20 protein-coding genes are annotated in these 21,077 nt (G+C 48.0%); 10 read left to right on the top strand and 10 right to left on the bottom strand.

Annotated elements, in window-relative coordinates; genetic code table 11:
- The first annotated feature begins 30 nt into the window (after window positions 1-30).
- Complete coding sequence (locus tag ACX1DY_RS27550) at window positions 31-1,272, top strand: GGDEF domain-containing protein (protein ID WP_458967369.1); 1,242 nt, start codon at window positions 31-33, stop codon at window positions 1,270-1,272.
- Window positions 1,273-1,323: 51 nt separating this feature from the next.
- On the opposite strand, the gene glgP is transcribed toward ACX1DY_RS27550, so the two are convergent.
- Window positions 1,324-2,940 carry an alpha-glucan family phosphorylase gene (gene glgP, locus ACX1DY_RS27545; RefSeq protein WP_458967368.1) on the bottom strand — a complete coding sequence of 539 codons (1,617 nt, stop codon included), beginning with the start codon at window positions 2,938-2,940 and terminating at the stop codon, window positions 1,324-1,326.
- 316 nt (window positions 2,941-3,256) lie between these two features.
- Here glgP and ACX1DY_RS27540 point away from each other — a divergent pair, with 316 nt between their 5' ends.
- The 3 genes from ACX1DY_RS27540 (at window position 3,257) to aroD (ending at window position 6,304) form a co-directional block, all read left to right on the top strand.
- A complete protein-coding gene (locus ACX1DY_RS27540; RefSeq protein WP_458967367.1) occupies window positions 3,257-4,279 on the top strand; it encodes a copper amine oxidase N-terminal domain-containing protein in 1,023 nt (340 codons plus the stop codon).
- Window positions 4,280-4,574: 295 nt separating this feature from the next.
- Entirely contained in the window at window positions 4,575-5,498 is a 924-nt protein-coding gene (gene rbsK, locus ACX1DY_RS27535) for a ribokinase (RefSeq protein ID WP_458967366.1), read from the top strand.
- Between the two features lie 41 nt (window positions 5,499-5,539).
- Complete coding sequence (aroD, locus tag ACX1DY_RS27530; protein WP_458967365.1) at window positions 5,540-6,304, top strand: type I 3-dehydroquinate dehydratase; 765 nt, start codon at window positions 5,540-5,542, stop codon at window positions 6,302-6,304.
- Window positions 6,305-6,428: 124 nt separating this feature from the next.
- Here aroD and ACX1DY_RS27525 read toward each other — a convergent pair whose 3' ends face one another.
- The gene (locus ACX1DY_RS27525) at window positions 6,429-6,818 is read right to left on the bottom strand and encodes a carboxymuconolactone decarboxylase family protein (protein ID WP_458967364.1); all 390 of its coding nucleotides are present in this window, start codon (window positions 6,816-6,818) and stop codon (window positions 6,429-6,431) included.
- A 102-nt stretch (window positions 6,819-6,920) separates the two neighbouring features.
- Between ACX1DY_RS27525 and ACX1DY_RS27520 the strand changes: the two genes are divergently transcribed.
- Window positions 6,921-7,307 carry a MerR family transcriptional regulator gene (locus ACX1DY_RS27520; RefSeq protein ID WP_458967363.1) on the top strand — a complete coding sequence of 129 codons (387 nt, stop codon included), beginning with the start codon at window positions 6,921-6,923 and terminating at the stop codon, window positions 7,305-7,307.
- A gap of 87 nt (window positions 7,308-7,394) precedes the next feature.
- Here ACX1DY_RS27520 and ACX1DY_RS27515 read toward each other — a convergent pair whose 3' ends face one another.
- Entirely contained in the window at window positions 7,395-8,162 is a 768-nt protein-coding gene (locus ACX1DY_RS27515; RefSeq protein ID WP_458967362.1) for a MerR family transcriptional regulator, read from the bottom strand.
- Window positions 8,163-8,361: 199 nt separating this feature from the next.
- Window positions 8,362-9,114 carry a 3'-5' exonuclease gene (locus ACX1DY_RS27510; RefSeq protein ID WP_458967361.1) on the bottom strand — a complete coding sequence of 251 codons (753 nt, stop codon included), beginning with the start codon at window positions 9,112-9,114 and terminating at the stop codon, window positions 8,362-8,364.
- 239 nt (window positions 9,115-9,353) lie between these two features.
- On the opposite strand from ACX1DY_RS27510, the gene ACX1DY_RS27505 reads away from it, so the two are divergent.
- Window positions 9,354-9,719, top strand: coding sequence for a nuclear transport factor 2 family protein (locus tag ACX1DY_RS27505; RefSeq protein WP_458967360.1), 366 nt, complete (start codon window positions 9,354-9,356; stop codon window positions 9,717-9,719).
- A gap of 300 nt (window positions 9,720-10,019) precedes the next feature.
- On the opposite strand, the gene ACX1DY_RS27500 is transcribed toward ACX1DY_RS27505, so the two are convergent.
- On the bottom strand, window positions 10,020-10,757 hold the full coding sequence (locus tag ACX1DY_RS27500) for a spermidine synthase (protein ID WP_458967359.1): 738 nt from the start codon (window positions 10,755-10,757) through the stop codon (window positions 10,020-10,022).
- Between the two features lie 477 nt (window positions 10,758-11,234).
- The gene (locus ACX1DY_RS27495) at window positions 11,235-11,387 is read right to left on the bottom strand and encodes a transposase (RefSeq protein ID WP_458967358.1); all 153 of its coding nucleotides are present in this window, start codon (window positions 11,385-11,387) and stop codon (window positions 11,235-11,237) included.
- 321 nt (window positions 11,388-11,708) lie between these two features.
- On the opposite strand from ACX1DY_RS27495, the gene ACX1DY_RS27490 reads away from it, so the two are divergent.
- The 4 genes from ACX1DY_RS27490 (at window position 11,709) to ACX1DY_RS27475 (ending at window position 15,974) form a co-directional block, all read left to right on the top strand.
- Complete coding sequence (locus ACX1DY_RS27490) at window positions 11,709-12,656, top strand: S8 family peptidase (RefSeq protein WP_458967357.1); 948 nt, start codon at window positions 11,709-11,711, stop codon at window positions 12,654-12,656.
- Window positions 12,657-12,681: 25 nt separating this feature from the next.
- On the top strand, window positions 12,682-13,542 hold the full coding sequence (locus tag ACX1DY_RS27485; protein ID WP_458967356.1) for a hypothetical protein: 861 nt from the start codon (window positions 12,682-12,684) through the stop codon (window positions 13,540-13,542).
- Between the two features lie 66 nt (window positions 13,543-13,608).
- Window positions 13,609-14,799 carry a hypothetical protein gene (locus ACX1DY_RS27480; RefSeq protein WP_458967355.1) on the top strand — a complete coding sequence of 397 codons (1,191 nt, stop codon included), beginning with the start codon at window positions 13,609-13,611 and terminating at the stop codon, window positions 14,797-14,799.
- Window positions 14,800-15,353: 554 nt separating this feature from the next.
- A complete protein-coding gene (locus ACX1DY_RS27475; protein WP_458967354.1) occupies window positions 15,354-15,974 on the top strand; it encodes a TraX family protein in 621 nt (206 codons plus the stop codon).
- A gap of 150 nt (window positions 15,975-16,124) precedes the next feature.
- On the opposite strand, the gene ACX1DY_RS27470 is transcribed toward ACX1DY_RS27475, so the two are convergent.
- The 4 genes from ACX1DY_RS27470 to ACX1DY_RS27455 are packed head-to-tail and all read right to left on the bottom strand — an operon-like array spanning window position 16,125 to window position 21,076.
- A complete protein-coding gene (locus ACX1DY_RS27470) occupies window positions 16,125-16,856 on the bottom strand; it encodes a spermidine synthase (protein WP_458967353.1) in 732 nt (243 codons plus the stop codon).
- Window positions 16,857-16,870: 14 nt separating this feature from the next.
- Window positions 16,871-18,367 carry a response regulator gene (locus tag ACX1DY_RS27465; RefSeq protein ID WP_458967352.1) on the bottom strand — a complete coding sequence of 499 codons (1,497 nt, stop codon included), beginning with the start codon at window positions 18,365-18,367 and terminating at the stop codon, window positions 16,871-16,873.
- Between the two features lie 29 nt (window positions 18,368-18,396).
- Window positions 18,397-20,214, bottom strand: a complete 1,818-nt coding sequence (locus tag ACX1DY_RS27460; protein WP_458967351.1) for a cache domain-containing sensor histidine kinase — start codon at window positions 20,212-20,214, stop codon at window positions 18,397-18,399.
- A gap of 28 nt (window positions 20,215-20,242) precedes the next feature.
- Window positions 20,243-21,076 carry a carbohydrate ABC transporter permease gene (locus tag ACX1DY_RS27455; RefSeq protein WP_458967350.1) on the bottom strand — a complete coding sequence of 278 codons (834 nt, stop codon included), beginning with the start codon at window positions 21,074-21,076 and terminating at the stop codon, window positions 20,243-20,245.
- Window position 21,077: the final 1 nt, after the last annotated feature.

Here is a 21,077-nt window from a genome sequence, read left to right as displayed (position 1 = left end):
ATGGTGTTCAAGCGATCAGGAGGAGACAGCATGCTGGATAGACTGATTAGACTGCCATTCACGATGACGGAGGATGAGCGCAGAGAGCTGCGCATGCTTACGCTGAAGGAGAATATTTCAAGAGGGAAGCTGTTTGCCAAAATAATTATAGGCATCGAATCCGTGTTGGCAGCGGTTGACCTGGCGGCATCCATCACCAAGGTACATGAGAGCTTTCATTTCAGCTTTTATTTTATAATGTATGTCTCTATGATTGGACTCAATGTGGCGTTTCTGCTCGGGGCGGCGGCCTATGAAAGAGATGCTAAGCTGGCAGAGGGCGGCTATCGGCTGTATGAGAAGCTTTTTATTGCCTATTCGTATAGCTTTGTGATTTGGGGCAGTGTAGTGACCTTAGCGGATCAGCGGCTGTATGGACAAGTAATGGCCTTTGTCATTAATCTGGTGAGTATTTCGGTTATTTTTTATTTCAATAACAGGATGGTTCTGCGGCTGTATGGAAGCTCAGCGGGACTGCTGTATATCGGACTACCCTTTTTTCAAGCGTCTTCGAATGTGCTGATTGGCCATTATATCAATCTTACCTTGTTCCTCTTCTTCATCTGGATGGCGTCAAGAATTTTGTATGTGAACTTTTGCAGCAATTATTACAGCCGCATTCTGCTGGGACGCAGTCACCGGAAGCTGGAGGAGCAGATTGTTCAGAATGAAAAAGTACATCTGGAGCTGGCTCAGGCTAACAGTGAGTTGCAAAGACTGTCGTTCACCGATGCGCTGACGGAAATTCCGAACCGCCGTGCCTTCGACCAAAAGATGCAGGAGCTGTTAAGCGAGAACGGAGAACCGCACAGTTCCGTGGCAATACTCATGATAGACATTGATTATTTCAAGCTGTTCAATGACAATTACGGGCATGCTGAAGGGGACCGGATCATTAAAGAGGTAGCCCAGGCGATTCAGGCGGAGATCACAGGCGAATGGCGTTTTGCGGCCCGGATGGGGGGAGAGGAGTTTGTCGTCGCAGCACTCAATACCGGAGTGGATGAGGCGATGGAGCTGAGTGAAAGAATTAGAAGCAAGATTGAGAAAATGGCTTTTCAGCACGATTATTCCCAAGTGAGCTCCTACATTACGGTCAGTATTGGAACCGCTGCGGGTGAAGCGGCAGGTGCCGGAGAGGTAGCCGCACTGGTGGATCTGGCGGACCAGGGGCTATACCTCGCCAAAACAGGCGGACGTAACAGGGTAGCCTCTGCCAGCGGCAGTGTGTAAAAATCCCGCCTGTAGCCATAGCAGCAGCAGACGGGACAGAATGGCCGAGCCTTAACCTTTGATATACATCCGGTTGTAATATTCATCGAGCATACGTTTGCTGGCGAATTCGGTACGGGTGGTTTCGATGCTCTTGTGCATCATCTGTACCCATTTCTTTTTGTCCTCATAGAAGGTCGGGAGCACACGTTTCAAGAGCGTATCGTACAGAGCATCGCTGTCATGCTGGTCAAGCACGGCAAAGTCTGAGGTCTCGAAGCCATCGCCGATCTGCCAGCCGTTCTCTCCGTCAATGCAGGCTTCCGGCCACCAGCCGTCGAGGATTGAGCAGTTCAGGACACCGTTCATGGCGGCCTTCATACCGGAAGTACCGCTGGCTTCCAGCGGACGGCGCGGATTGTTGAGCCAAATGTCAGAGCCGCGGGTTAGCTGTGCCCCAATGGTCATATCGTAATTTTCCAGGAAAACGACGCTTTTCGGGTATTTTTTCATCATCGCCACGAGGTTGCTGACGATTTTTTTGCCGGTGTCATCCAGAGGATGCGCTTTGCCTGAGAAGACGATTTGGATGCGGCCGCTTTCCAGATAAGGTGCAATAATCTCCGGCTGGGAGAAAATCAGGTCACTGCGTTTATAGGGGGCAGCCCGCCGCGAGAAGCCGATGAGCAGGTTGTCGGGATTAAGGGAAATGCCGGAGCGTTCCTTAATGAAGCTGATCAGCTCACCCTTGATCTCCTTATGCGCAGCCCACAGGTCGCCGCCGCCCTCATAAGCGCGGGTTATCCGTTCATCCACCCAGGTAGGGGTATGAATGGCATTGGTGATGCCGATGATCTCCGATCTGCCGGCAACTTCCTTCCACATTTTATTGGCGGTATCGGCATGCAGCTGGGCTACAGCATTCGATATACGCGACAGACGCAGGCCGGCCACCGTCATATTGAACGGATCACCGCCGATGCGTTCCATTTGGCTGCGGGTCAAGCCGTTAAAAGCGCCCATATACTCCAACCGGTCAAGCGGATGAGTTTCGTTGCCTTCCTTAATCGGCGTATGTGTAGTGAACACAACCTCTTCGCGCGTAGCTTTCCAGGCTTCTTCAAAGGTGCTGCCGCCGGACATTTTTTCACGGATCAGCTCGATGGCGGCCAGTGCCGCATGCCCCTCGTTGAAATGGTAGACATCAATCGGAATCTCCAGCGCGCGCATAGCTTTTACCCCGCCGATCCCCAGGACAATCTCCTGCGCAATCCGTTCCTCTCCAAACCAGCCGTACAGCTGGCCCGTAATCCAGGCGTCGCCGTTCTCGGGAATATCCGTATCAAGCAGATACAAGGGATTGTTGCCAAAATGATCGGTTCGCCACACTTTGCAGACCACATCAATCTTGCGGACCTTTACGGTGACCTTCACCCCTGTATCTTCAAGAAAATCATAGATGTAATTGTGATAGGAGTCGTAAGGATTGCCGATTGCATCAATCTTCTGGTCCGTGTAGCCCTGCTTCCACTTCAGGCCAATCGGGATGATCGGAGCGCCAATATCCTTAGCACCCTTGATGTAGTCTCCGGCCAGAATGCCCAGGCCACCGGCGTACATTTTGAAGTCGGAATGCAGTCCGTACTCCATGCTGAAATAAGCTACTGACGGTAATTGGTTCTGGTTCACTTGATAAGCCTCCTAAATACGATTTGGATTAAAAACTGGCATTGCTGCAGGCTTAATCTAAGGTGCAAACGTTTGCCCAATAGAGCGCAAGTTGATCTGGAAAGCGATTCCACACCTATTCTAGCATATCTGCCAGAAAAAAGCATACTGAAGTTTTTAAAAGAAAAATCAGTAGGTCCGTATGGCTAGTACGATGGTAGCGTTGCAATTATTACCCCGAGCTAAATATCCTAAAAATCCATAATCGCTTATAAAGCCGAATCCGGCAACCGAAATTAATAAGGAAGCACACCACAACCTAGGGGGAACCGAACTCATGAAAAAATGCTTTAGTATCATCGTAAGCTGCATTCTGGCAATCAGCCTGATGTCGGGAGCAGCATTGGCAAAATCCGACCACGGCAATGGCAATGGTAACGGTAACGGCCAAGGCAACAGCAACGGTAATGGCAAGGACAAGGACAAGGACAATAAAGAGGAAGCCATCGTTGTACCTGCTAGTGCACCAGCGTCAGCAACAGTTAACGAAAATGATAAAGAGAAAGACAAAGATAATCAGAAGGACAAGGACAAGGACAAAGATAAAGATAAAGATAAAGATAAGGATAGGGATAGAGATAAAGATAAGGACAAAGATAAGTTTGAAAAAGAAACGGTTACTTCTGTTACCTATGCTACCTACGGAAAGGGCCACAATGGGTACAAGGGGCTTCTGCATGCGATTGAAAATGTGAAGGATAAACCGGCGGGGGCGGTGATTGCTGAGCTTTTGCTGACCCGGTATGGTACGGAGCTGACCCCGGAAATGAAGGCAAAGCTTGAGGCGATTAAGGAGAAGGATGCGGCCTTGTCGGCGCTTGCGGATATGCTGAAGGAGCAAGGCAACGTCACCGATGCGGTGTATGTGCAAAAAGAAGTTATTCTCGTCAATGTGAAGAATCTGAATGCCTATAAAAAGCTGGGCAAGCTGTACGAGCAAGCCGGCAAAAAAGGAATAAAGCTGTACGTGAACGGGGAAGAGTCCACCTCTGAGGTTGCCCCTATTCTTACAGCCGGAAGCACATTAGTGCCGTTCAAAGCCATTGCCGAAGCGTTGCAGGCCGAAGTGGTCTGGAACGGGCAGGAGCGTTCTGTTACCATGACTAAGGATGGTATTACGGTGAAGCTATTTATTGATAAAAAGATTGCCTATGTCAACGGTCAGCCTGTCACTCTTCAAGCACCGCCGGCAATTGTAAAAGGCAATACGGTCGTACCTGCCCGTTTTGTCAGTGAAGCGCTGAAAGCTACTGTGAAGTGGGAGCCGGAATCCCAATCGGTAGTCATCTACGAAGAATAGGGATCGGGACTGAGGTCGTATGCCAAGAATTTGGCGAGCAGAATAAGTTATATTCCAAAGATGCGGCACGGCAGTGATTGCCGTGTCTTTTTTTAGTAAGATAATATAAGTTAAACTTGAAAAAATCATTAAAAGGGTAGGAGTGCGGAGGGGAAGTCCAAACATTCCCCGCAGTTACGACCAATTCCTAATATGAAAATCTAAAGTTCAACTTAGATAAAATGCGATAAGAAGTTTGATAAAACAGGGCCAACCCAGTTAAGATAGAGAGTAACACGTTAGGATGGTGACCAAGTTGAATATAGTCGTAATTGGAAGCTTGAATATGGATATGGTGGTGCGTACGGAGCGTGCTCCGGAGGCCGGAGAAACCTTGTTTGGACAGGGCTTTGCGCTCTCGCCGGGCGGCAAAGGAGCCAATCAGGCAGTAGCCGCAGCGCGTCTGGGCGCAGAGGTGACGATGATCGGGAGCGTGGGCAGGGATGCTTTTGGAAGCGAGCTGCTTGAGGTGATGCGGCAAGAAAAGATCCGTACAGAGCATATTGTGCAGAGTGATACGCATTCTACCGGCGTCGCATCCATCGTTGTGGACGGGGAAGGGGAAAACCGGATCATTGTCGTGCCTGGCGCGAATATGGGACTCGGTGTAAGTGACATTGCGCTGCTTGCGCCAGTGATCAAGGAGGCGGGCATTGTCGTGATGCAGCTTGAGACGGATCTCTCCATGTGTGAGCATGCTGCCGCAATGGCGCACAGCTACGGCATTCCGGTCATTCTGAACCCGGCTCCGGCACGGGCACTGAGCAATGAACTGCTGCAGCATGTTACCTATCTGACTCCAAATGAGACGGAGGCGGGGATACTGGCCGGAATAACTGTGAACAGTGTAGAGGATGCAGAGCAGGCGTCGCGGATTTTGCTGCAAAAGGGAGTGCAGAACGTCATTGTGACGCTCGGCTCCAAGGGTGCGCTGATCGTGAACAAGGACGGAAGCCGGCATGTCTCCGGATATCCGGTACAGGCTGTAGACACTGTAGCCGCAGGGGATTCCTTCAACGGAGCACTGGCTGTGCAGCTTACTGGCGGCAAACCACTAGCCGAGGCGGTCCAATTCGCCAATGCCGTTGGAGCGCTGGCTGTTGGCAAGCAGGGCGCGATTCCATCGCTGCCGTATTTGCCGGAGGTTGAGCAATTCCTGCGGGATGCTGCTGAAAGGTAACTTTATATAGAGAAACGCTGAACCAAAAGGAGCTGAACAAAATGAGCGGCACGGTAACAGTTAAAGATGTCACCCTCGGCGAAGGAATGCCGAAAATCTGTGTTCCGCTTGTCGGAACGACAGCAGCCGAGCTGATAGAGGAGGCGGAAGCGCTAAAGGCGCTGGCGCCGGATCTGGTGGAGTGGCGGAGCGATTTCTTCACTGAGGTGGAGGAGCCCGCGGCAGTTCTGGGCATGCTTAACCAAATTCATGCCATCCTGCCGGATATTCCGCTGATCTTCACCTTCCGCAGCGCCAGAGAAGGCGGCGAGCGGGAAATCAGTGCGGAATACTACATCCGGCTGAATCAGGCCGCAGCCGGGAGCGGACATGTGGATATTATTGATGTGGAGCTGGCTGGCGAGGAAGCGGATGTCCGCGGACTGATTGCCGCCGCGCATGCCTGCGGGGTGTTCGTGATTGTCTCGAATCATGATTTTCACGGAACGCCTGCTGAGGAGGAAATTGTCTCCCGGCTCCGCAGGGCTCAGGAGCTCGGCGGCGATCTGCCGAAGATTGCCGTTATGCCGCAAAATGCAGGCGATGTGCTGACTCTGCTGGCTGCAACGAATACGATGCAGCAGCACTATGCGGACCGGCCGATTATTACGATGTCGATGGCCGGAGAAGGGGTCATCAGCCGCCTGGCCGGGGAAATCTTCGGCTCCGCGCTGACCTTTGGAGCGGCGCATAAGCCTTCGGCCCCGGGCCAGGTGGCTGTGGCGGAGCTGCGCAAGGCGCTGGAGCTGCTGCACCGCAGCCTGTAGTACCGGGATTAGCGCACAGGATAATCCCGCAAGCTTGTAACCCAAGCAGGGCGTACGCCCGCTTTCTGAAATGCAGGCAGCCCCGGCGGAGGGGCTGTCTTTTGCTGTATTTTCGGATAATTTGCTATTCCTGTGGAGCAATGCCCCGTTCCTTAAAGACCTCTTTGGCTACAAAGGTCGCATTTAGCACCCGCGGAAATCCCGTGTAAGGCGTACAGTGAAGAATCGCTTCGATAATCTCTTTAGGGGAGAGCCCCACGTTAAGGGCAGCATTGATGTGAACGGTGAGCTGGGGCTCGCAGCCGCCCAGTGTAGTGAGCGAGGAAATGGTGACTAATTGCCGCTGCTGTAAATCCAGCCCTTCACGTGGATAAATATCGCCAAAAGCAAATTCGATCACAAACCGCCCCAGATCGGGAGAAATATCCTTCAGCGAGTTTATTACATTTGCTCCGCCTGTGCCATCCACTTCCATCAGTTTGTTCCATCCGCGTTCATAACGTTCCGTAGTCATAAAAATAACCTCCGTCTGATAAGGAATATTGTTGCTGAACTAAGGTTACAGCTTAGAGCGCGCTCTAATGCAAGCGCAAATAGTATGTGATAAGATCTGGTTATGGAAAACTTACTTACGATTCAGGAAATGTCCCTGCTGACGGGACTGTCGGCGCATACGCTGCGGTATTACGAGAAAGTGGGCATGCTGGAGGGAGTGGCGCGGAATGAACAGGGCTACCGTGCCTATTCGGAGGCGGATTTGTCCTGGGTGCAATTTCTGATGCTTCTACGGGAGCTGGATATTCCGATCCGTGACATGAAGCGTTATTCTGACCTGCGCAGTCAAGGCCCGTCCACCGTCCATGAGAGACGGCTTATGCTGGAAGCCCACCAGAGCAGGGTCCAGCAGCAGGTGCGGATACTTGGCGAGAATCTGGAGAAGCTTGCCAGCAAGATTCAGTATTATAAAGAAATGGAGGAGGGAGAGGCTTCAGCTGCAAAATAGAGCGGCAGTGGGAATATCCGCTGCCGCTCCATTACTATACAAATTGTATTTTGCTGCACTCACTAATGGTGCATCTGTCCGTATCGTCTACTCCTGCTTCACGCCGGTATAGACATGTACGGCATCCCGCAGAAACCGGGCCAGGCCGGGACGGGTTTTGTCGTAATAAGCGGTGAACCGCTCATCGTCAACGTACATTTGCGCTACACCTGCATGGGCTTCCTTGGAGTAGGTATCCCAGTAGAAGGTCAGCCACTGGCGGTGCAGGTCAGCCGCTTTTTGCGCCAGCTCGCTTGCCGAATCGCCTTGCTCCATCGCCTGCTCCAGGGCTTCGAACATCTCCTCCTCAAGCTGCTGAATGGCGGCGTGCTGCTCCTCGGTCATGTTTTTCAGCTTAAGGTTTGATCTATCGACAGCCTCATCACCGTATTTGCTGCGGATCTCCTGTCCATACTTCTGCTCATTATCGTCAATCAGCTTTTGCTTAAAGCCCGCGAATTTCTCTTCATTGCTCATGGTTATTCTCCCTTCGGCTTGTGCCAGTGTTTTCTCGACGTTCAGGATCAGCGTATCGAGCTGTTGTCTGCGCTGAAGCAGCTTGTCATGGTGCTCGCGCAGGGCACGGGTTCCGTCAAAGGACGGGGCGGTTATGATTTCTTTGATCCCTTCGAGGCTTAATCCCAGCTCCCGGTAAAAAAGAATCTGCTGCAGGCGGTCCACCTCGGCTTGGCCGTAGATACGATACCCCGAGGAGTTGATTCTCGCCGGCTTGAGAATGCCAAACTCATCGTAATACCGCAGTGTCCGCGTGCTGATTCCCGCAAGTAGCCCGAGCTTTTGCACGGTGTATTCCATTCGCTTCAGCCTCCAAACTATTCTCAGCGTATACGCTGCCTAAAGTGCAAGCAGCTGCTTACAAAATGAATCTACACCTTTACGTTGCGGCAATGTCAAACATTAAATTTTCCGAGGGTAAAAAAACAGCGGCAGTCTCCCTAGTATGTCCACTAAAGAAACTGCCGCGATCATATGAAGAGTATAGGATGCTATATTTCTATTTCTTGCCGAGCTGTGCCGTAAAATAAGCCTGCAGCTCCGCCAGCTTCCGGGGATCGGCCAACGCGTCTTCTCCAGGGAAGTAATGCTCGGCCACCAGCTCCCAGGTAGGGACGATCTTTTGCGCTTTCATCGCTTTGATGGCGATCTTGACGGTTTTGCGTTCTCTGGCGTTGGAGAAGGTGTCCACGTAATGCTGGGAACGCTCGAAGTCGAGCTCCGGGAAGACGGCGCGGAAAATCTCCGCGGTCATCTTCGCATCGTCCAGCGCACGGTGCGCGGAACCGGAAGGCTCCAGCCCGAACAGCGCCATCGCTCCTTCGACGCTGATATCGTTGGTGAGGCCGCGGGCACGCAGCACGCCTTTGAGCAGATCGAAGTAGGTGGCGGCGAGCCAGTAGGCATCGTCCATTTTGTGCATGCGGATATCCTGAATGATCCGTTTCATATCCTCGCCGCCCCAGGTCAGGAGCAGCACGCCGTCCTTGCTCTGATCAAGCCAGGCCCGAAAGGCGGTGATAACCTTGGGAAAGCGGTCGGCCACGTCGATATCCTCTTGGGGGATGCCGGTTTTTTTCTTGATGAAGGAATTCAGGGTGGAGAAGTATATGGGTTTGATCAAAGCCGAGAATTCATCCTTAACTTGCAGTGAAGCATCTAACCGGACGGCTCCAATCTCAATGACCTCCATAGGGTGCTCGCTGGCAAATTTGCGGCCGTTGAATTCGATGTCCAGAATAATATAATCCACAGGTGAGGCCTCCGTTTCAGTGACTGGCGCCAAGTTTCCCTTAAAAATGCGCCGACTCCTCTATTTTAGCAAAAAAAACGCATGAATGGGGAATTCAGAGGGATTCTGCCGCTGTTATGCAGGGAGGAGGGCACCGGGGTGTCGAATAGGTGAGGGATATGGGGAAGTGAAAGGAATCCGGAGCTGCTGGAAATGGGCTTCGGTTATGTAGTTTACGAGTAGATTAGGGGGGCATTGTCATGGAAGAGAAAGCATTGCTGGAAGAGCATATCTGCGGGCTGGAAAAGCTGCTCTTGAGCGCTGAGGTACGGACATCACCGGAAAAGCTGGCGCTTTTGCTGGCGGATGATTTTGTGGAGTTCGGAAGCTCCGGCAGGGTGTGGCATAAGAGGGATATGATGGGGGGAGAGGGAGCAGGTGTGGTGAAAATGACGCTGAGCGGGTTCGAGCTTCATCCGTTGTCCGAAGAGGCTGTACTGGCTACTTACCGGACCTGTAACGCTGAAACCGGGAGGGTAACTCTCCGCAGCTCTGTATGGAAATTCAGGGATGGGCGCTGGCAGATGTTTTTTCATCAAGGGACACCGGGCTGGGTGGGGGATTGAAACCAACTGGTATTAACAGAGTGGGCGTATGTGGAAAAAGTACAACTAAATGGACCGAATGGACAAGTAATCCCTGATTTTGGTTGAAATAAATGGAGAAAATCCAACTAAACCCTGCTGTGTTGTGGATTTCAGCAGATTTAGTGGTACAAATTCCACTTGGGAATCCAGTGCTTCATCGCTGTAAGCTGCCTCGCATTTCTAACCTGCTTCACATGCAGGTCCGTCGGCGGAACCAGCTCTGGGAGCTATACCCACAAGAGGAGCCTTAACAAAGCCCATGGGTGCTTGCCGCTACACTTAGTCCCGGATCACATGCCCCTGCCCGAGTGTGATTTCCACGAATCCGGCCATTTGCCGGGCTTGATAGCGGATGGGCTTGCTGCTGCCCATGATGAGGATGTTGCGGATGTCGGCTGTGCCTTCCGAGGGGAGGGCGAAGGCCTTGGTATAGGGGAATTGTTCGCTTAGCGTCGTGTGGATGGCGCTTATCAGGCGGTCTTTTTCGCTGCGGCCCATCAGGTTCATGATGATCGAGCCGCGGCTGTTCAGCTTGGAGCGGGCCAGGGCAAAGAATTCGCTGGAGACCAGATGCTGCGGAGTGCCGTCTTTGGTGAAGGCGTCCAGCAGGATGAAGTCATAGCGGCGGTCCGGCTCGCCTTCCAGAAGGTGGCGTCCGTCACCGACGACAACATTATCCTGGCTGTAGCCAAAATGCTGCCTGCTCAGCTCCACGACCTCCGCGCTCACCTCGGCAATCTTAAACGACTTCTCTGCGAAGTATCTGGCGATCGTTCCGATGCCGTGTCCAATGACGAACACATCCTCGAAAAAAGGCTCGCCCGCCTCCATGAGATGGATCATCGCCCGCGGATATTCAAAGACCACGCGCCGGGGGTTGTTCAGATCAAGTGCGCCTTGAATGGCATCCCCCGAAAACTGCAGCACGCGGAACCGGCCTTTCTCGCCATATAATTCTGTCGTATCGTACACCTGGATTTCCTGCCCGTCACCGGCTGATCTTAACCATGGCTGCAAAGGGATCAATCTCCTTACACAAGTGAAATGCGTTTATATTCGTTCGGTGTGATGCCGACGATTTTTTTGAACAGCTTGTAGCCAGTCTGCGGTAATGTTTAAGTTTATTAAAGAGGCATTCGACCAGATAGCGTTCTTTATACATTTACCAATCACACTTGCTCTGAACCTTTCGATGTTTTCGGCTTGGAATGACGGTCGTGGCTTGTGCTCTTGAATCAGGTTCAGAATGTTATTCATGTCGTAGCCTCGATCTGCCAAAACGGTTTTACCTGAAAGATCCATGCTTGCGAGCATTTCAAATCACAATTATGTTGGTTTCCAGCCGTAAGTTCAATGCGCAGTGGGGAGCCCAGATCATCGACATTCGCGTGAATTTTGGTAGTTGTTCCACCTCTGGAACGTCCGATGGCCTGAAAATGCTGCCCCCTTTTTCCCCCGTACCGTGTTGCTGAACACGGACGATGGTGGCATCAATCATGATATTTTCAAAGTCAGTTGAGACCGACACATGTAGAGCACGTTGTCCCACACGCCGGCCATTCGCCAGCGACAAAAACGGGTGTACACTGTTTTCCCTGAAGGATAATAATCAGGTAAATCTAGCCACGGCGTACCCGACCTGGCCACTCACAACATCGTATTTAGCATTATTCGATTGTCTTTGCCAATTCGCCCACCTTTCCGCTATCGTTCGAGTGAGTACATCTTTTATTTGATCCCATTAATCGTCGCGTATTTCGCATCGTCTTTTCATAGGGATAGTTTATCATGTTTTGTGGTGTTTCTATGGTTTGAAGATATTCTCTAACCTGATTATCGAGAAGATCCTTTATGAAATTGCCTAATTTAAGAAATAAATAATACTATTGACAAAATATTCATCTGAAGGTAATATTTTTTTTACGCGCGAAAAAAGGTAAAGTTTAGGAGTGATATGAAAGTAATAAGATGAAAATCAAAGTTAAACTAGGTATAAGTGCAGTAGTGATCATAATGTTAAGCTTATTAATCTACTCCACAGAAATGTGTTTGTTTAAAGAAGATATAGATATTAGTAAATTAAATGCTGAGCAAATAGTACCTTGGGGTATTTCTAGCATTAATGCTCCCACTATGTGGGCTCATGGTTTTTCTGGTGAAAAAGTGAGGGTTGCGATAATGGATAGTGGTGTAATATTCAACCATCCTGATCTCAGAGACAACCTAAAAAAAGGAATTAATATTATACATCCATCTGAATTGCCTTTGGATAATAACGGTCATGGAACTTTAGTAACTGGAGTAATTAGTGCAAATAACAACAACTATGGAGTTGTTGGAGTAGCACCAGATGCTGAGATTTATCCAGTAAAGGTTCTTGATCAAAAGGGTTATGGAGATATTAATGATATTGTAAAAGGGATTGAATGGTGCATTCAAAACAAGATGCAAATCATTAATATGAGCTTTTCAGTAGATGAAGATAATATATCTTTACACAGGGTAATAAGAAAAGCAATAGACGCTGGTATTATAATAGTAGCGTCAGCAAGCAACTCTTATGGAGGGGAAGTAGGATTTCCAGCCTCCTATGACGAGGTAATATCTGTCACTTCGGTTGATATAAACCTAGTGATTGATAAGAGAGCTCCTCGGGGGAAAGTTGATTTTAGTGCACCTGGTGTTGACGTTATCTCGACATCTATGAACGGCCAATATGCTAAGCTAAGTGGAACTTCTTTGGCCACGCCGTATATAACGGGAATCGTAGCATTAATTCTAGAATATCAACAAAATTTAGGAATACGTTCTACTCGCTTTAATATTCTATCGGAACTTAGAAGTATGTCTAGGCATTTAGGAGAAAGAGGATCTGAAACAACTTATGGCTATGGGTTCGTTGAAATGAAAATATGATATAATTTTGGAGGGTACGAAGCTAATGAATTTGATACTAAAAAAAAGTATATCTTTAATGTTAAGTATTTCTTTAATCCTATCTCTGGTTGGCAGTTCTGTGTTTGCAGAATCAAACAATACAGATACTACTGGGCCTTTTAATTTACAAACCATACAAAATGATACTAATAAAATTGTAGTAAAAGCAGAGTATGAGGGTGATGAAGCTTATGCAACCCTTGATATTGCTACGAATGCTATTACACTTCAAACAATTGAACATCCCGAAGAAAATATTGCTAGTGCTTTTAAAACCATGTTGAAAATGGATAGTGATGAAGCAATTATAAGAAACTATGATGTAGATATCCATTCTGTAGAACAAACAGAACAAAGCACTCTATTGTCTGCAACTATAATAGACAAATTAAGTAAAGAAGAAATTACAATTGATAATACTAAAGTTAAAGCTCAGCTTCCTGTAGTGGTTGGATTAGCTGAAATTTTAGGCCCACCGCTTATAGCATATTTGACAAGAATTGCTGCGGTAACAGCTGCAGGTCTTGTAGTTGGAGAAGCAATAAAAGATAAAGTGAAAAATGAAAAACCTGAATATTATGAGGCTCAAATTGACTATTCTTTAAATACTGTAGTAATTGGGAACCCTATAAATGTATCTCAAGCTCTTAGTAGAGTTGGTAGCGGTCAGGATGTTTGGTGTAAAAACCAAGTAATTGCTTTTAATTTAGCGAAAAATTTTGGGAATCCTGTAGGTTATGAACTTCATGGTCCAGATGATGAGGCCTATATTAATTACTTTCCTCATTATCATGGTAGATTAACTCCGATGGCTATGAGTAAAAGTGGTACTCGCGGGAAAGCACATATTTACTTTACATTTTAAATTGTGAATAATTGTATCCCGACACATAAATGTGTTGGGATACCTTATAGTTATGGAGGTGGTTTTATGGTTAAAGTATTTGATTTTACTAATATTTTTAAGAATAAAGTAGAGAAAATAGGGAATTCATTTAATGAAAGTTTGGTTTTTGTGGAGCCCTCTGATTACTCTAAAGAAGAAGAATATTTCTACAAGAGCATAACTGTATTAGATAGCTATGCTAACGATATTAATCAGTATAATTTTCCGTTTAAAGTTAAATTAGTTAACGCATCTAATTCAGGATCTACTTTCTATTATGGACATATAAATTCGTGCACTGATAGTAGTGTGGAGGTTCATATAAGGAGATTAGATTTAGTATCTTTCCATGATAAGAAAGTTCATAGTGTGGAAGTTGATATCACAGAACAAGATCAGCCTATTGATTATGTAGCATTGAATAGTAAAATCATAGGCATTAATGAAAGGTATTGTCTGTTATTTATTCCGAACAAGAAAATAAAGTACGGAAAACCTTATTTTTCTAATTGTTTTTTGATAGATTCATTTGAAAATAAAATGTTTACTGTACAAAATGATTTTAATAATGATAGTTTATTAAGACTACAAGATATATGGGTAATTGACAATGGTGAAAGTCTAATTATAAAAACAGGTAGAATTCAGGAATTTGAAAAAAGGGAGCGTTGGGAAGAGGCACATACGAAAGAAATAACTCTCGACTATTTTGATCAAAATGAAACGTTGTATATTCTTAACACTAAAATGTTTATTCAACAAGTTAGAGATGATGAAAAGTTAACTTTTACTATAATTGATAGTTCAAATTATGAAAGTGGCTTCTCCATTATAGGTTTATACTTAGATAAATTTGCATTTATAAAGAGAACGTATAAGGAAATGAAAACTATGCTCAACTTCTATACGATAAGTTCAGCAGAATTAGAAAAAAAAGAAATTACATCTCCATTTGATAGTATTTTCTCTACAAGTGAAAATTATTATTTGGTAGAGCTTATTGAGGCGGGGAAAGTCAATATCCAGTCCATGGATTTCTCAAAGAATATGATATTCCAAATGGATGATGCTGGGATTATTAGTGTAGACGACAACAATATAATTACAATTAGGTACAATGAAAAATTTGAGAAGATTATTAATATATATAACTTTCATTCAGAAAAGTTAATTAACACATATACGGTTAGGGATTATTATTTCGATTCGGAGCAAGACATCTTGATTTTCTATTAATGAATGTTTCTATGATGACGGCAAGAAAAGTCAAGATCTTCTTTCGTTCATTGAATTGTCATTATACTGTAAGTGGCAACCGCGACCATCATATCATTAGAATTTGCCTATTCATCGAACATCAATCGAATACAAGAACGTAGTAATTGTGAAAGGTAGTATCAGTGCGGGTCATATATACATGTATGTAAAAATCCCACCAAAGCTGAGTGTATCTGAATTTATGGGAATACTGTCATTAATACTCTGTTAGACTAAATAAATTACTAAAATAGTGATTTGTGAAATTGATTTGTTAGATAAACAATAAATGCCTCCTCGCTATACGAGGTGGGTATTATAGATAGCGATTTTATATGGAGAGGCGGGCATGATAAGCCGGTTAGCATCGTGAAGTCCTTGGGATTCGCGGCTTTCGCGAGTACTTATGCCCGCAGAGGCTCCATGTCAAATCGCTCTATTACTCTATCAAACGTTCCTTTGACCACGCAGTATAGCGAAGAGCCCAATAAATGAACACAAGCAAGAATTCATAATACTTGGAGTAAACATTAATGATAAAAATAATCGCTTATATATCTATGTTTGTAGACCATACGGGTCGAGTTTTTTTTCCGAATTTAGTAATACCATCTATTGTTGGGCGTATTGCATTTCCTCTGTTTGCTTGGGGAGTAGCTACTGGATTAAAACGAACGCGTAATTTTAAATTGTATACTTTTAGAGTTTTTCTTTTAGCTATAATTTCAGAAGTCCCTTATTTGTTGTTATTTGAAACTAATTATTTAAATGTCTGTTTTACATTGCTAGATGGAATGTTAATTATAAAGTTATTAGAAACTAATTTTTTTGTATTAAAATGGCCCGTAATCCTTCTCTTACTAGTAGCGGCAGAAATATTGAATTTTGAATATGGTATATATGGGGTACTAACAATTATCTTATTTTATTTTATTAAAAATAAATATTTAATGTTATCTTTTCAGATTATAGTCACAATCATTAGTATTTATATTTACAATTACAAATCCATTCAAGTGTACTCAATATTGTCGCTATTCTTAGTGATATTTTTACAAAAGTATGATTTTAAAATTAATCGTTTTATTCAATATTCTTTCTATCCAGCGCATATGATTTTTTTGCTACTTTTAGAACAAATATTCCCTAGATGATTTGCTGCAGCGATTGGTAATCGCGAATGATAGACTCATCTTCTAAGAGCAAATGAGTTATGTCCCCGTTCAAGAGTCTTTTTTTCAAAGCTGTGAGCGTCACTTCGGTAAAGATTTGCTGTTTGGTTTCGTTCGCCACTTCTATATAAGTTAAATTATTGACTTTCTCCTAGTACAGCTAAACGTAATAATTCCAACAGTTAAGCACCAAGCGGCTTGCCTCTGTAGGTCCACTTGAATGAGGATGTTGCGGATGTCGGCTGCGCCTTCCGAGGGGAGGGCGAAGGCCTTGGTATAGGGGAATTGTTCGCTTAGCGTCGTGTGGATGGCGCTTATCAGGCGGTCTTTTTCGCTGCGGCCCATCAGGTTCATGATGATCGAGCCGCGGCTGTTCAGCTTGGAGCGGGCCAGGGCAAAGAATTCGCTGGAGACCAGATGCTGCGGAGTGCCGTCTTTGGTGAAGGCGTCCAGCAGGATGAAGTCATAGCGGCGGTCCGGCTCGCCTTCCAGAAGGTGGCGTCCGTCACCGACGACAACATTATCCTGGCTGTAGCCAAAATGCTGCCTGCTCAGCTCCACGACCTCCGCGCTCACCTCGGCAATCTTAAACGACTTCTCTGCGAAGTATCTGGCGATCGTTCCGATGCCGTGTCCAATGACGAACACATCCTCGAAAAAAGGCTCGCCCGCCTCCATGAGATGGATCATCGCCCGCGGATATTCAAAGACCACGCGCCGGGGGTTGTTCAGATCGAGTGCGCCTTGAATGGCATCCCCCGAAAACTGCAGCACGCGGAACCGGCCTTTCTCGCCATATAATTCTGTCGTATCGTACACCTGGATTTCCTGCCCGTCACCGGCTGATCTTAACCATGGCTGCAAAGGGATCAATCTCCTTACACAAGTGAAATGCGTTTATATTCGTTCGGTGTGATGCCGACAATTTTTTTGAACAGCTTGTTGAAATAGGCAGGATCGGGATAGCCGACCTCGGCTCCGATCTCATGAACCTTCAGGTCCGGGGCATGCTTCAGCAGTTGCTTGGCCTGGCGGATGCGGATTTCAATTACATAATCGGTCAATGTCAGCCCGGTCTCCTGCTTGAACAGCTTGCTCAAATAGCTTGGCGTCAAAAATACCATGCCTGCCAGCATGTTCAGATCGGCGTGTTGGCTGTAGTTGGCTGCTACCCAGCGCTTCACGCTCTCAACGGCTGTGCCGGAGAGCTCCAGACGGTGGGCGCGGATGGCGCTCAGCGCTTCCGAGATGGCGGAGGTGAATAGACGCCTGATCTCGCCAAAGCTCATGCAGGTCTCAATTTGCTCCTCCAGGGCAAACCCGCTGCTGCTGCGGTACATCGCTTCGAATTCCTGAAGCTCCTTGCGGGCAGTATCCTCAACCTCACGGCAGGCCCGCAGAATCTGATCAGGAGAGGCCATCTGAGACTCCAGCACGGAGAACACGGCATGAATCCGTTCCAGCACCCCGGGCACATTCAGAATCTGCAAATCATGGATCAGCGGCCCGCGCAAGGACGTGAAGGGGTCGCTGAGACTTTTGTCCACAGAGGCAAGCTCTTGAACAGTAATATAATGCAGTTGCTGCGGATTGTAAATCCCCGCATCACAGGCCCGCTTGGCTTCCGCGTAAGCCGCTCTCAGCATGGCGGGATCGCTGTAGGAGCGGCTGGCTCCGGCATGCAGCGGCTGTCCGCCGCTTGCGGCGCGGAGAGGCTCGCCGAGCATCGCGAGTTCGGCAGCGGTAAGAGGTTCTGCGGAATACCAGATCCATGCATAGTGTCCTTTCTGAACCTCAAGAGCGTCAAGCAATAGCCCTTTCTCTTGCCGCAGACGGTTTGAATAGGCGCAGATGGCTTCGCGGGAGCTCCCTTTGAGCACAAGCACGGTGAAGTAAGGCAGGGGCAAGGAGAGGCCGCTCAGCAGAACCGCAGACGGCTGCTCAACATGCAGCAGGGAGAGCAGCAGCCCGGAGCGCTGGCGTTCCTCCTTCTCGCGCTGCTGCTTCCGCTCCTCGTCCAGATGGTAGAGTACCTCAAAGAGCTGCTCTTTGTTGATCGGCTTCAGCAAATAGTCTACAGCCGAGCTGCGGATCGCCTCACGGGCATAATTGAATTCAACAAAGCCGCTCATCAGCAGGGTGCGAATGTGCGGATGTGAGGCTTTGAGGCGCTTGATCAGCTCCAGCCCGTCGACTTGCGGCATTCGAATATCTGTAATGACTACATCAACCTGAAGGCCGGGGAGGGCGTCAAGCAGCTGTTTGCCGTCAGCATAGGTTCCGGTGACCAGGAACCCGCTGCTCTCCTTGCTGACCATCCGGGCCAGCCCCTCACGGATCAGAATCTCATCATCTACAATTGCAATACGCAGCAATCCGGCTCGCCTCCTTCTGACTACTTGGATTATCCCTCACGAAGACGGGTGGAGAGGCCATCAATCCGCAGGGTGACACGGGTGCCTCTGCCGGGCACGCTCTCCACACTGAGGCCAAACGAAGGGCCATAATACAGGCGCAAGCGCTCGTTCACATTCCGCAGCCCAATGCCGAACATTTCACCGTCGGCCCCGCTGCTCAAGCTGTTGTTCAGAGCACGAAGCGTATCCTCATCCATGCCTACGCCATCATCCTCGACGCAAAATACCGCTTTGCCGTTCTCCTCCCGGCCGCTGATGCTAAGTGTACCCGGCCCTTCCTTCGGCTCCAGGCCGTGGAAGACAGCGTTCTCGGCAATGGGCTGGAGCACCAGCTTAATGATGGGGAGGGGGAGCAGGGGCTCCGGCACATCAATATGCAGCCTGAATTTGTCCGGGAAGCGGATTTGCAAGAGGTCCAGATAATTCCGCACATGGTCCAGCTCATGGCGGATCGTGACCATCTCTTCACTGCGGACCAGCCCATAGCGCATCTGCAGTCCCAGCAGATAGGTCAGCTCCGCCACGCGCGGATCATCACTGCCCTCGGCCAGCATGCGGATGGATTCCAGCGTGTTGTATATGAAATGCGGGTTGATCTGGTTCTGCAGCGCCCGCATATCGGCCTTCTGTTTTCTCTTCTCCGTAATGGAGACCTCCTGAAGCAAATCCTTGACCCGCACAATCATCCGGTTGAAATGGCTGCCGAGCATGCCGATCTCGTCGTTGTATTTAGGATGCAGCCATACCTCCAGGTTGCCGTGCTGCACCTGCTTCATCAGCCGGACCATTGATTTCAGGGGCTTCGTCAGCGCGTATGAAATTATGGTTGCCACGAACAGGGCGAATGCGATAATCGCCAGTGTTGTCAGAATGAGCGTATTGCGGTTTGTCTCCACTGGCGAAAGGATGCGGGAGAGGGGAATGGTGACCATTGTGGTCCAGCCTGTTTGCTTCGATACGGTATATACAGCCAGATAGGACTGCCCATCCAGCTTAATCTGAAAATGCCCCTGGGCCAGCTTGACCTGATCCAGCAGCAGTTGTCTGGTGTGAGCCTGCTCCTCCTTGTCCCCGCCCTCTGTACCTGCACCGGTATAGATTAGCTTCCCTTGATCATCCACGACCATTGTGCTGCCCTGGGTAACGGCATTTACCGGCTCCACAATGCCCTTGAACAGGTTGATGTCGATATCAAAGACGATGATGCCGATTCTTTTCAGAGTACTGACGGAAGTGACCGTACGCAGGACGCTGAAAACCTCACGGTGATCGCTGGCGCCCACCCGCACCGTATGCCGGCCTTGGACTATGGGAGCAACTCCTGCCGCTTCACTGAGACGTTGCCATTCGGGCAGCCATTCCGCCGGGAAGAGCTCATGGATGTTAAGACCGGTGTCATAAAAGACTAGTCCATATTTGTCCACTAAGTATACGGCAATAATTTCTTCCTTCGTATGGTTCAAATAGCTTAGGAACATTGACATGCTCGAATTCTTATTCCAATTTGTGCCCTTCTCTTCCAGGTAGAATTGAACATCGGTGTTATACAGCGGCAGCGCTGTATTACGCTTAAGATCGGCCACATACCGATCAATGGTATCTGAGGCGCTGTCAACCATCTGGCTGGCGCTTGAAGTAGCATTCAGCAGAACAGAATTGAAGGTAGAGCGGGAAGAAAGATAGCTGACATAAGTGATAGGCATAGAGATCAGAAAGACGAACACGACAATGAGCTTCCGCTCCATGGGCAGATTGGCCAGAAACAGCCATAATTGACGTGAGATTCTCCGGACGTATGAAACCACGATTGTTGTTCCTTTCCGTACATCCCCCTTATTTGACCGCCCCGCTGGTCACGCCTTCAAAAATATAACGCTGCAGGAAGAAGTACAAAATGACCGTTGGCAGCAGAATGAGCAGAATTGCTGCACAGATCAGATTCCATTCGCCCGAGTTCACCCCTTGGAAACGTATTAGGACGGTCGTCACGACACCAAGGCTCTGTTTGGGCATATATAGGAAAGGGATGTACATGTCGTTGTAAATGCTGATCGTCTTCAGTATCACTAGCGTAGCTGTCGCCGGGGTCAGTAGTGGGAAGATGATCGAACGGTAGATTTTGAACAGGGAAGCACCCTCCACCATGGCACTCTCATCAAGATCAACCGGAATGTTGCGGATGAACTGCAGATACAGAATGATCTGGACCACGTCTGCGCCGATGTACAGGACAATTGGGGCACCGAGGGTGTTGTAGAGACCCATATTTTTAATGATGCCGAAGGTGGCAACCTGAGTGGTGATGCTGGGAATAATGGTGGCTACCAGATAAGCACCGAACACAACCGGCTTCAGCTTAAAAGAAAACCGGCCAAGTACGTATGCTACCATTGTCCCAAACAGAATGTTCAGGGTCAATGTGATTATAATGATCACAAGGACATTGCCAAAGCCGCTGAGGAGATCTCCACGTTGAAATACTGTAATAAAGTTGTCAAAATTGAAAAAGCTCTTAGGCAGCGCCATGGAGCTGCTGGAGTTGAACTCATCAGTCGATTTAAAAGCATTGACAATGACTACGTATGGAGGAAAGATGACGACAAAGACTCCGATCAGGAGCGAGACGTATTTGATAATATCAACAAAACGAAATTTGGTGTGTGCCATG

The organism is Paenibacillus sp. BAC0078 (genome assembly GCF_054483875.1).
Note: the sequence above shows the minus strand (reverse complement) of the source record. Positions and strands in the feature narration are given on the sequence as shown.

Excerpts from the sequence above, each read along its gene's own strand:
- ACX1DY_RS27550 (WP_458967369.1), top strand. The coding sequence starts at position 31 with ATGCTGGATAGACTGATTAGACTGCCATTCACGATGACGGAGGATGAG.
- ACX1DY_RS27540 (WP_458967367.1), top strand. The coding sequence starts at position 3,257 with ATGAAAAAATGCTTTAGTATCATCGTAAGCTGCATTCTGGCAATCAGC.
- aroD (WP_458967365.1), top strand. The coding sequence starts at position 5,540 with ATGAGCGGCACGGTAACAGTTAAAGATGTCACCCTCGGCGAAGGAATG.
- ACX1DY_RS27525 (WP_458967364.1), bottom strand. The coding sequence starts at position 6,818 with ATGACTACGGAACGTTATGAACGCGGATGGAACAAACTGATGGAAGTG.
- ACX1DY_RS27520 (WP_458967363.1), top strand. The coding sequence starts at position 6,921 with ATGGAAAACTTACTTACGATTCAGGAAATGTCCCTGCTGACGGGACTG.
- ACX1DY_RS27515 (WP_458967362.1), bottom strand. The coding sequence starts at position 8,162 with ATGGAATACACCGTGCAAAAGCTCGGGCTACTTGCGGGAATCAGCACG.
- ACX1DY_RS27505 (WP_458967360.1), top strand. The coding sequence starts at position 9,354 with ATGGAAGAGAAAGCATTGCTGGAAGAGCATATCTGCGGGCTGGAAAAG.
- ACX1DY_RS27490 (WP_458967357.1), top strand. The coding sequence starts at position 11,709 with ATGAAAATCAAAGTTAAACTAGGTATAAGTGCAGTAGTGATCATAATG.
- ACX1DY_RS27485 (WP_458967356.1), top strand. The coding sequence starts at position 12,682 with ATGAATTTGATACTAAAAAAAAGTATATCTTTAATGTTAAGTATTTCT.
- ACX1DY_RS27480 (WP_458967355.1), top strand. The coding sequence starts at position 13,609 with ATGGTTAAAGTATTTGATTTTACTAATATTTTTAAGAATAAAGTAGAG.
- ACX1DY_RS27475 (WP_458967354.1), top strand. The coding sequence starts at position 15,354 with ATGATAAAAATAATCGCTTATATATCTATGTTTGTAGACCATACGGGT.
- ACX1DY_RS27455 (WP_458967350.1), bottom strand. The coding sequence starts at position 21,076 with ATGGCACACACCAAATTTCGTTTTGTTGATATTATCAAATACGTCTCG.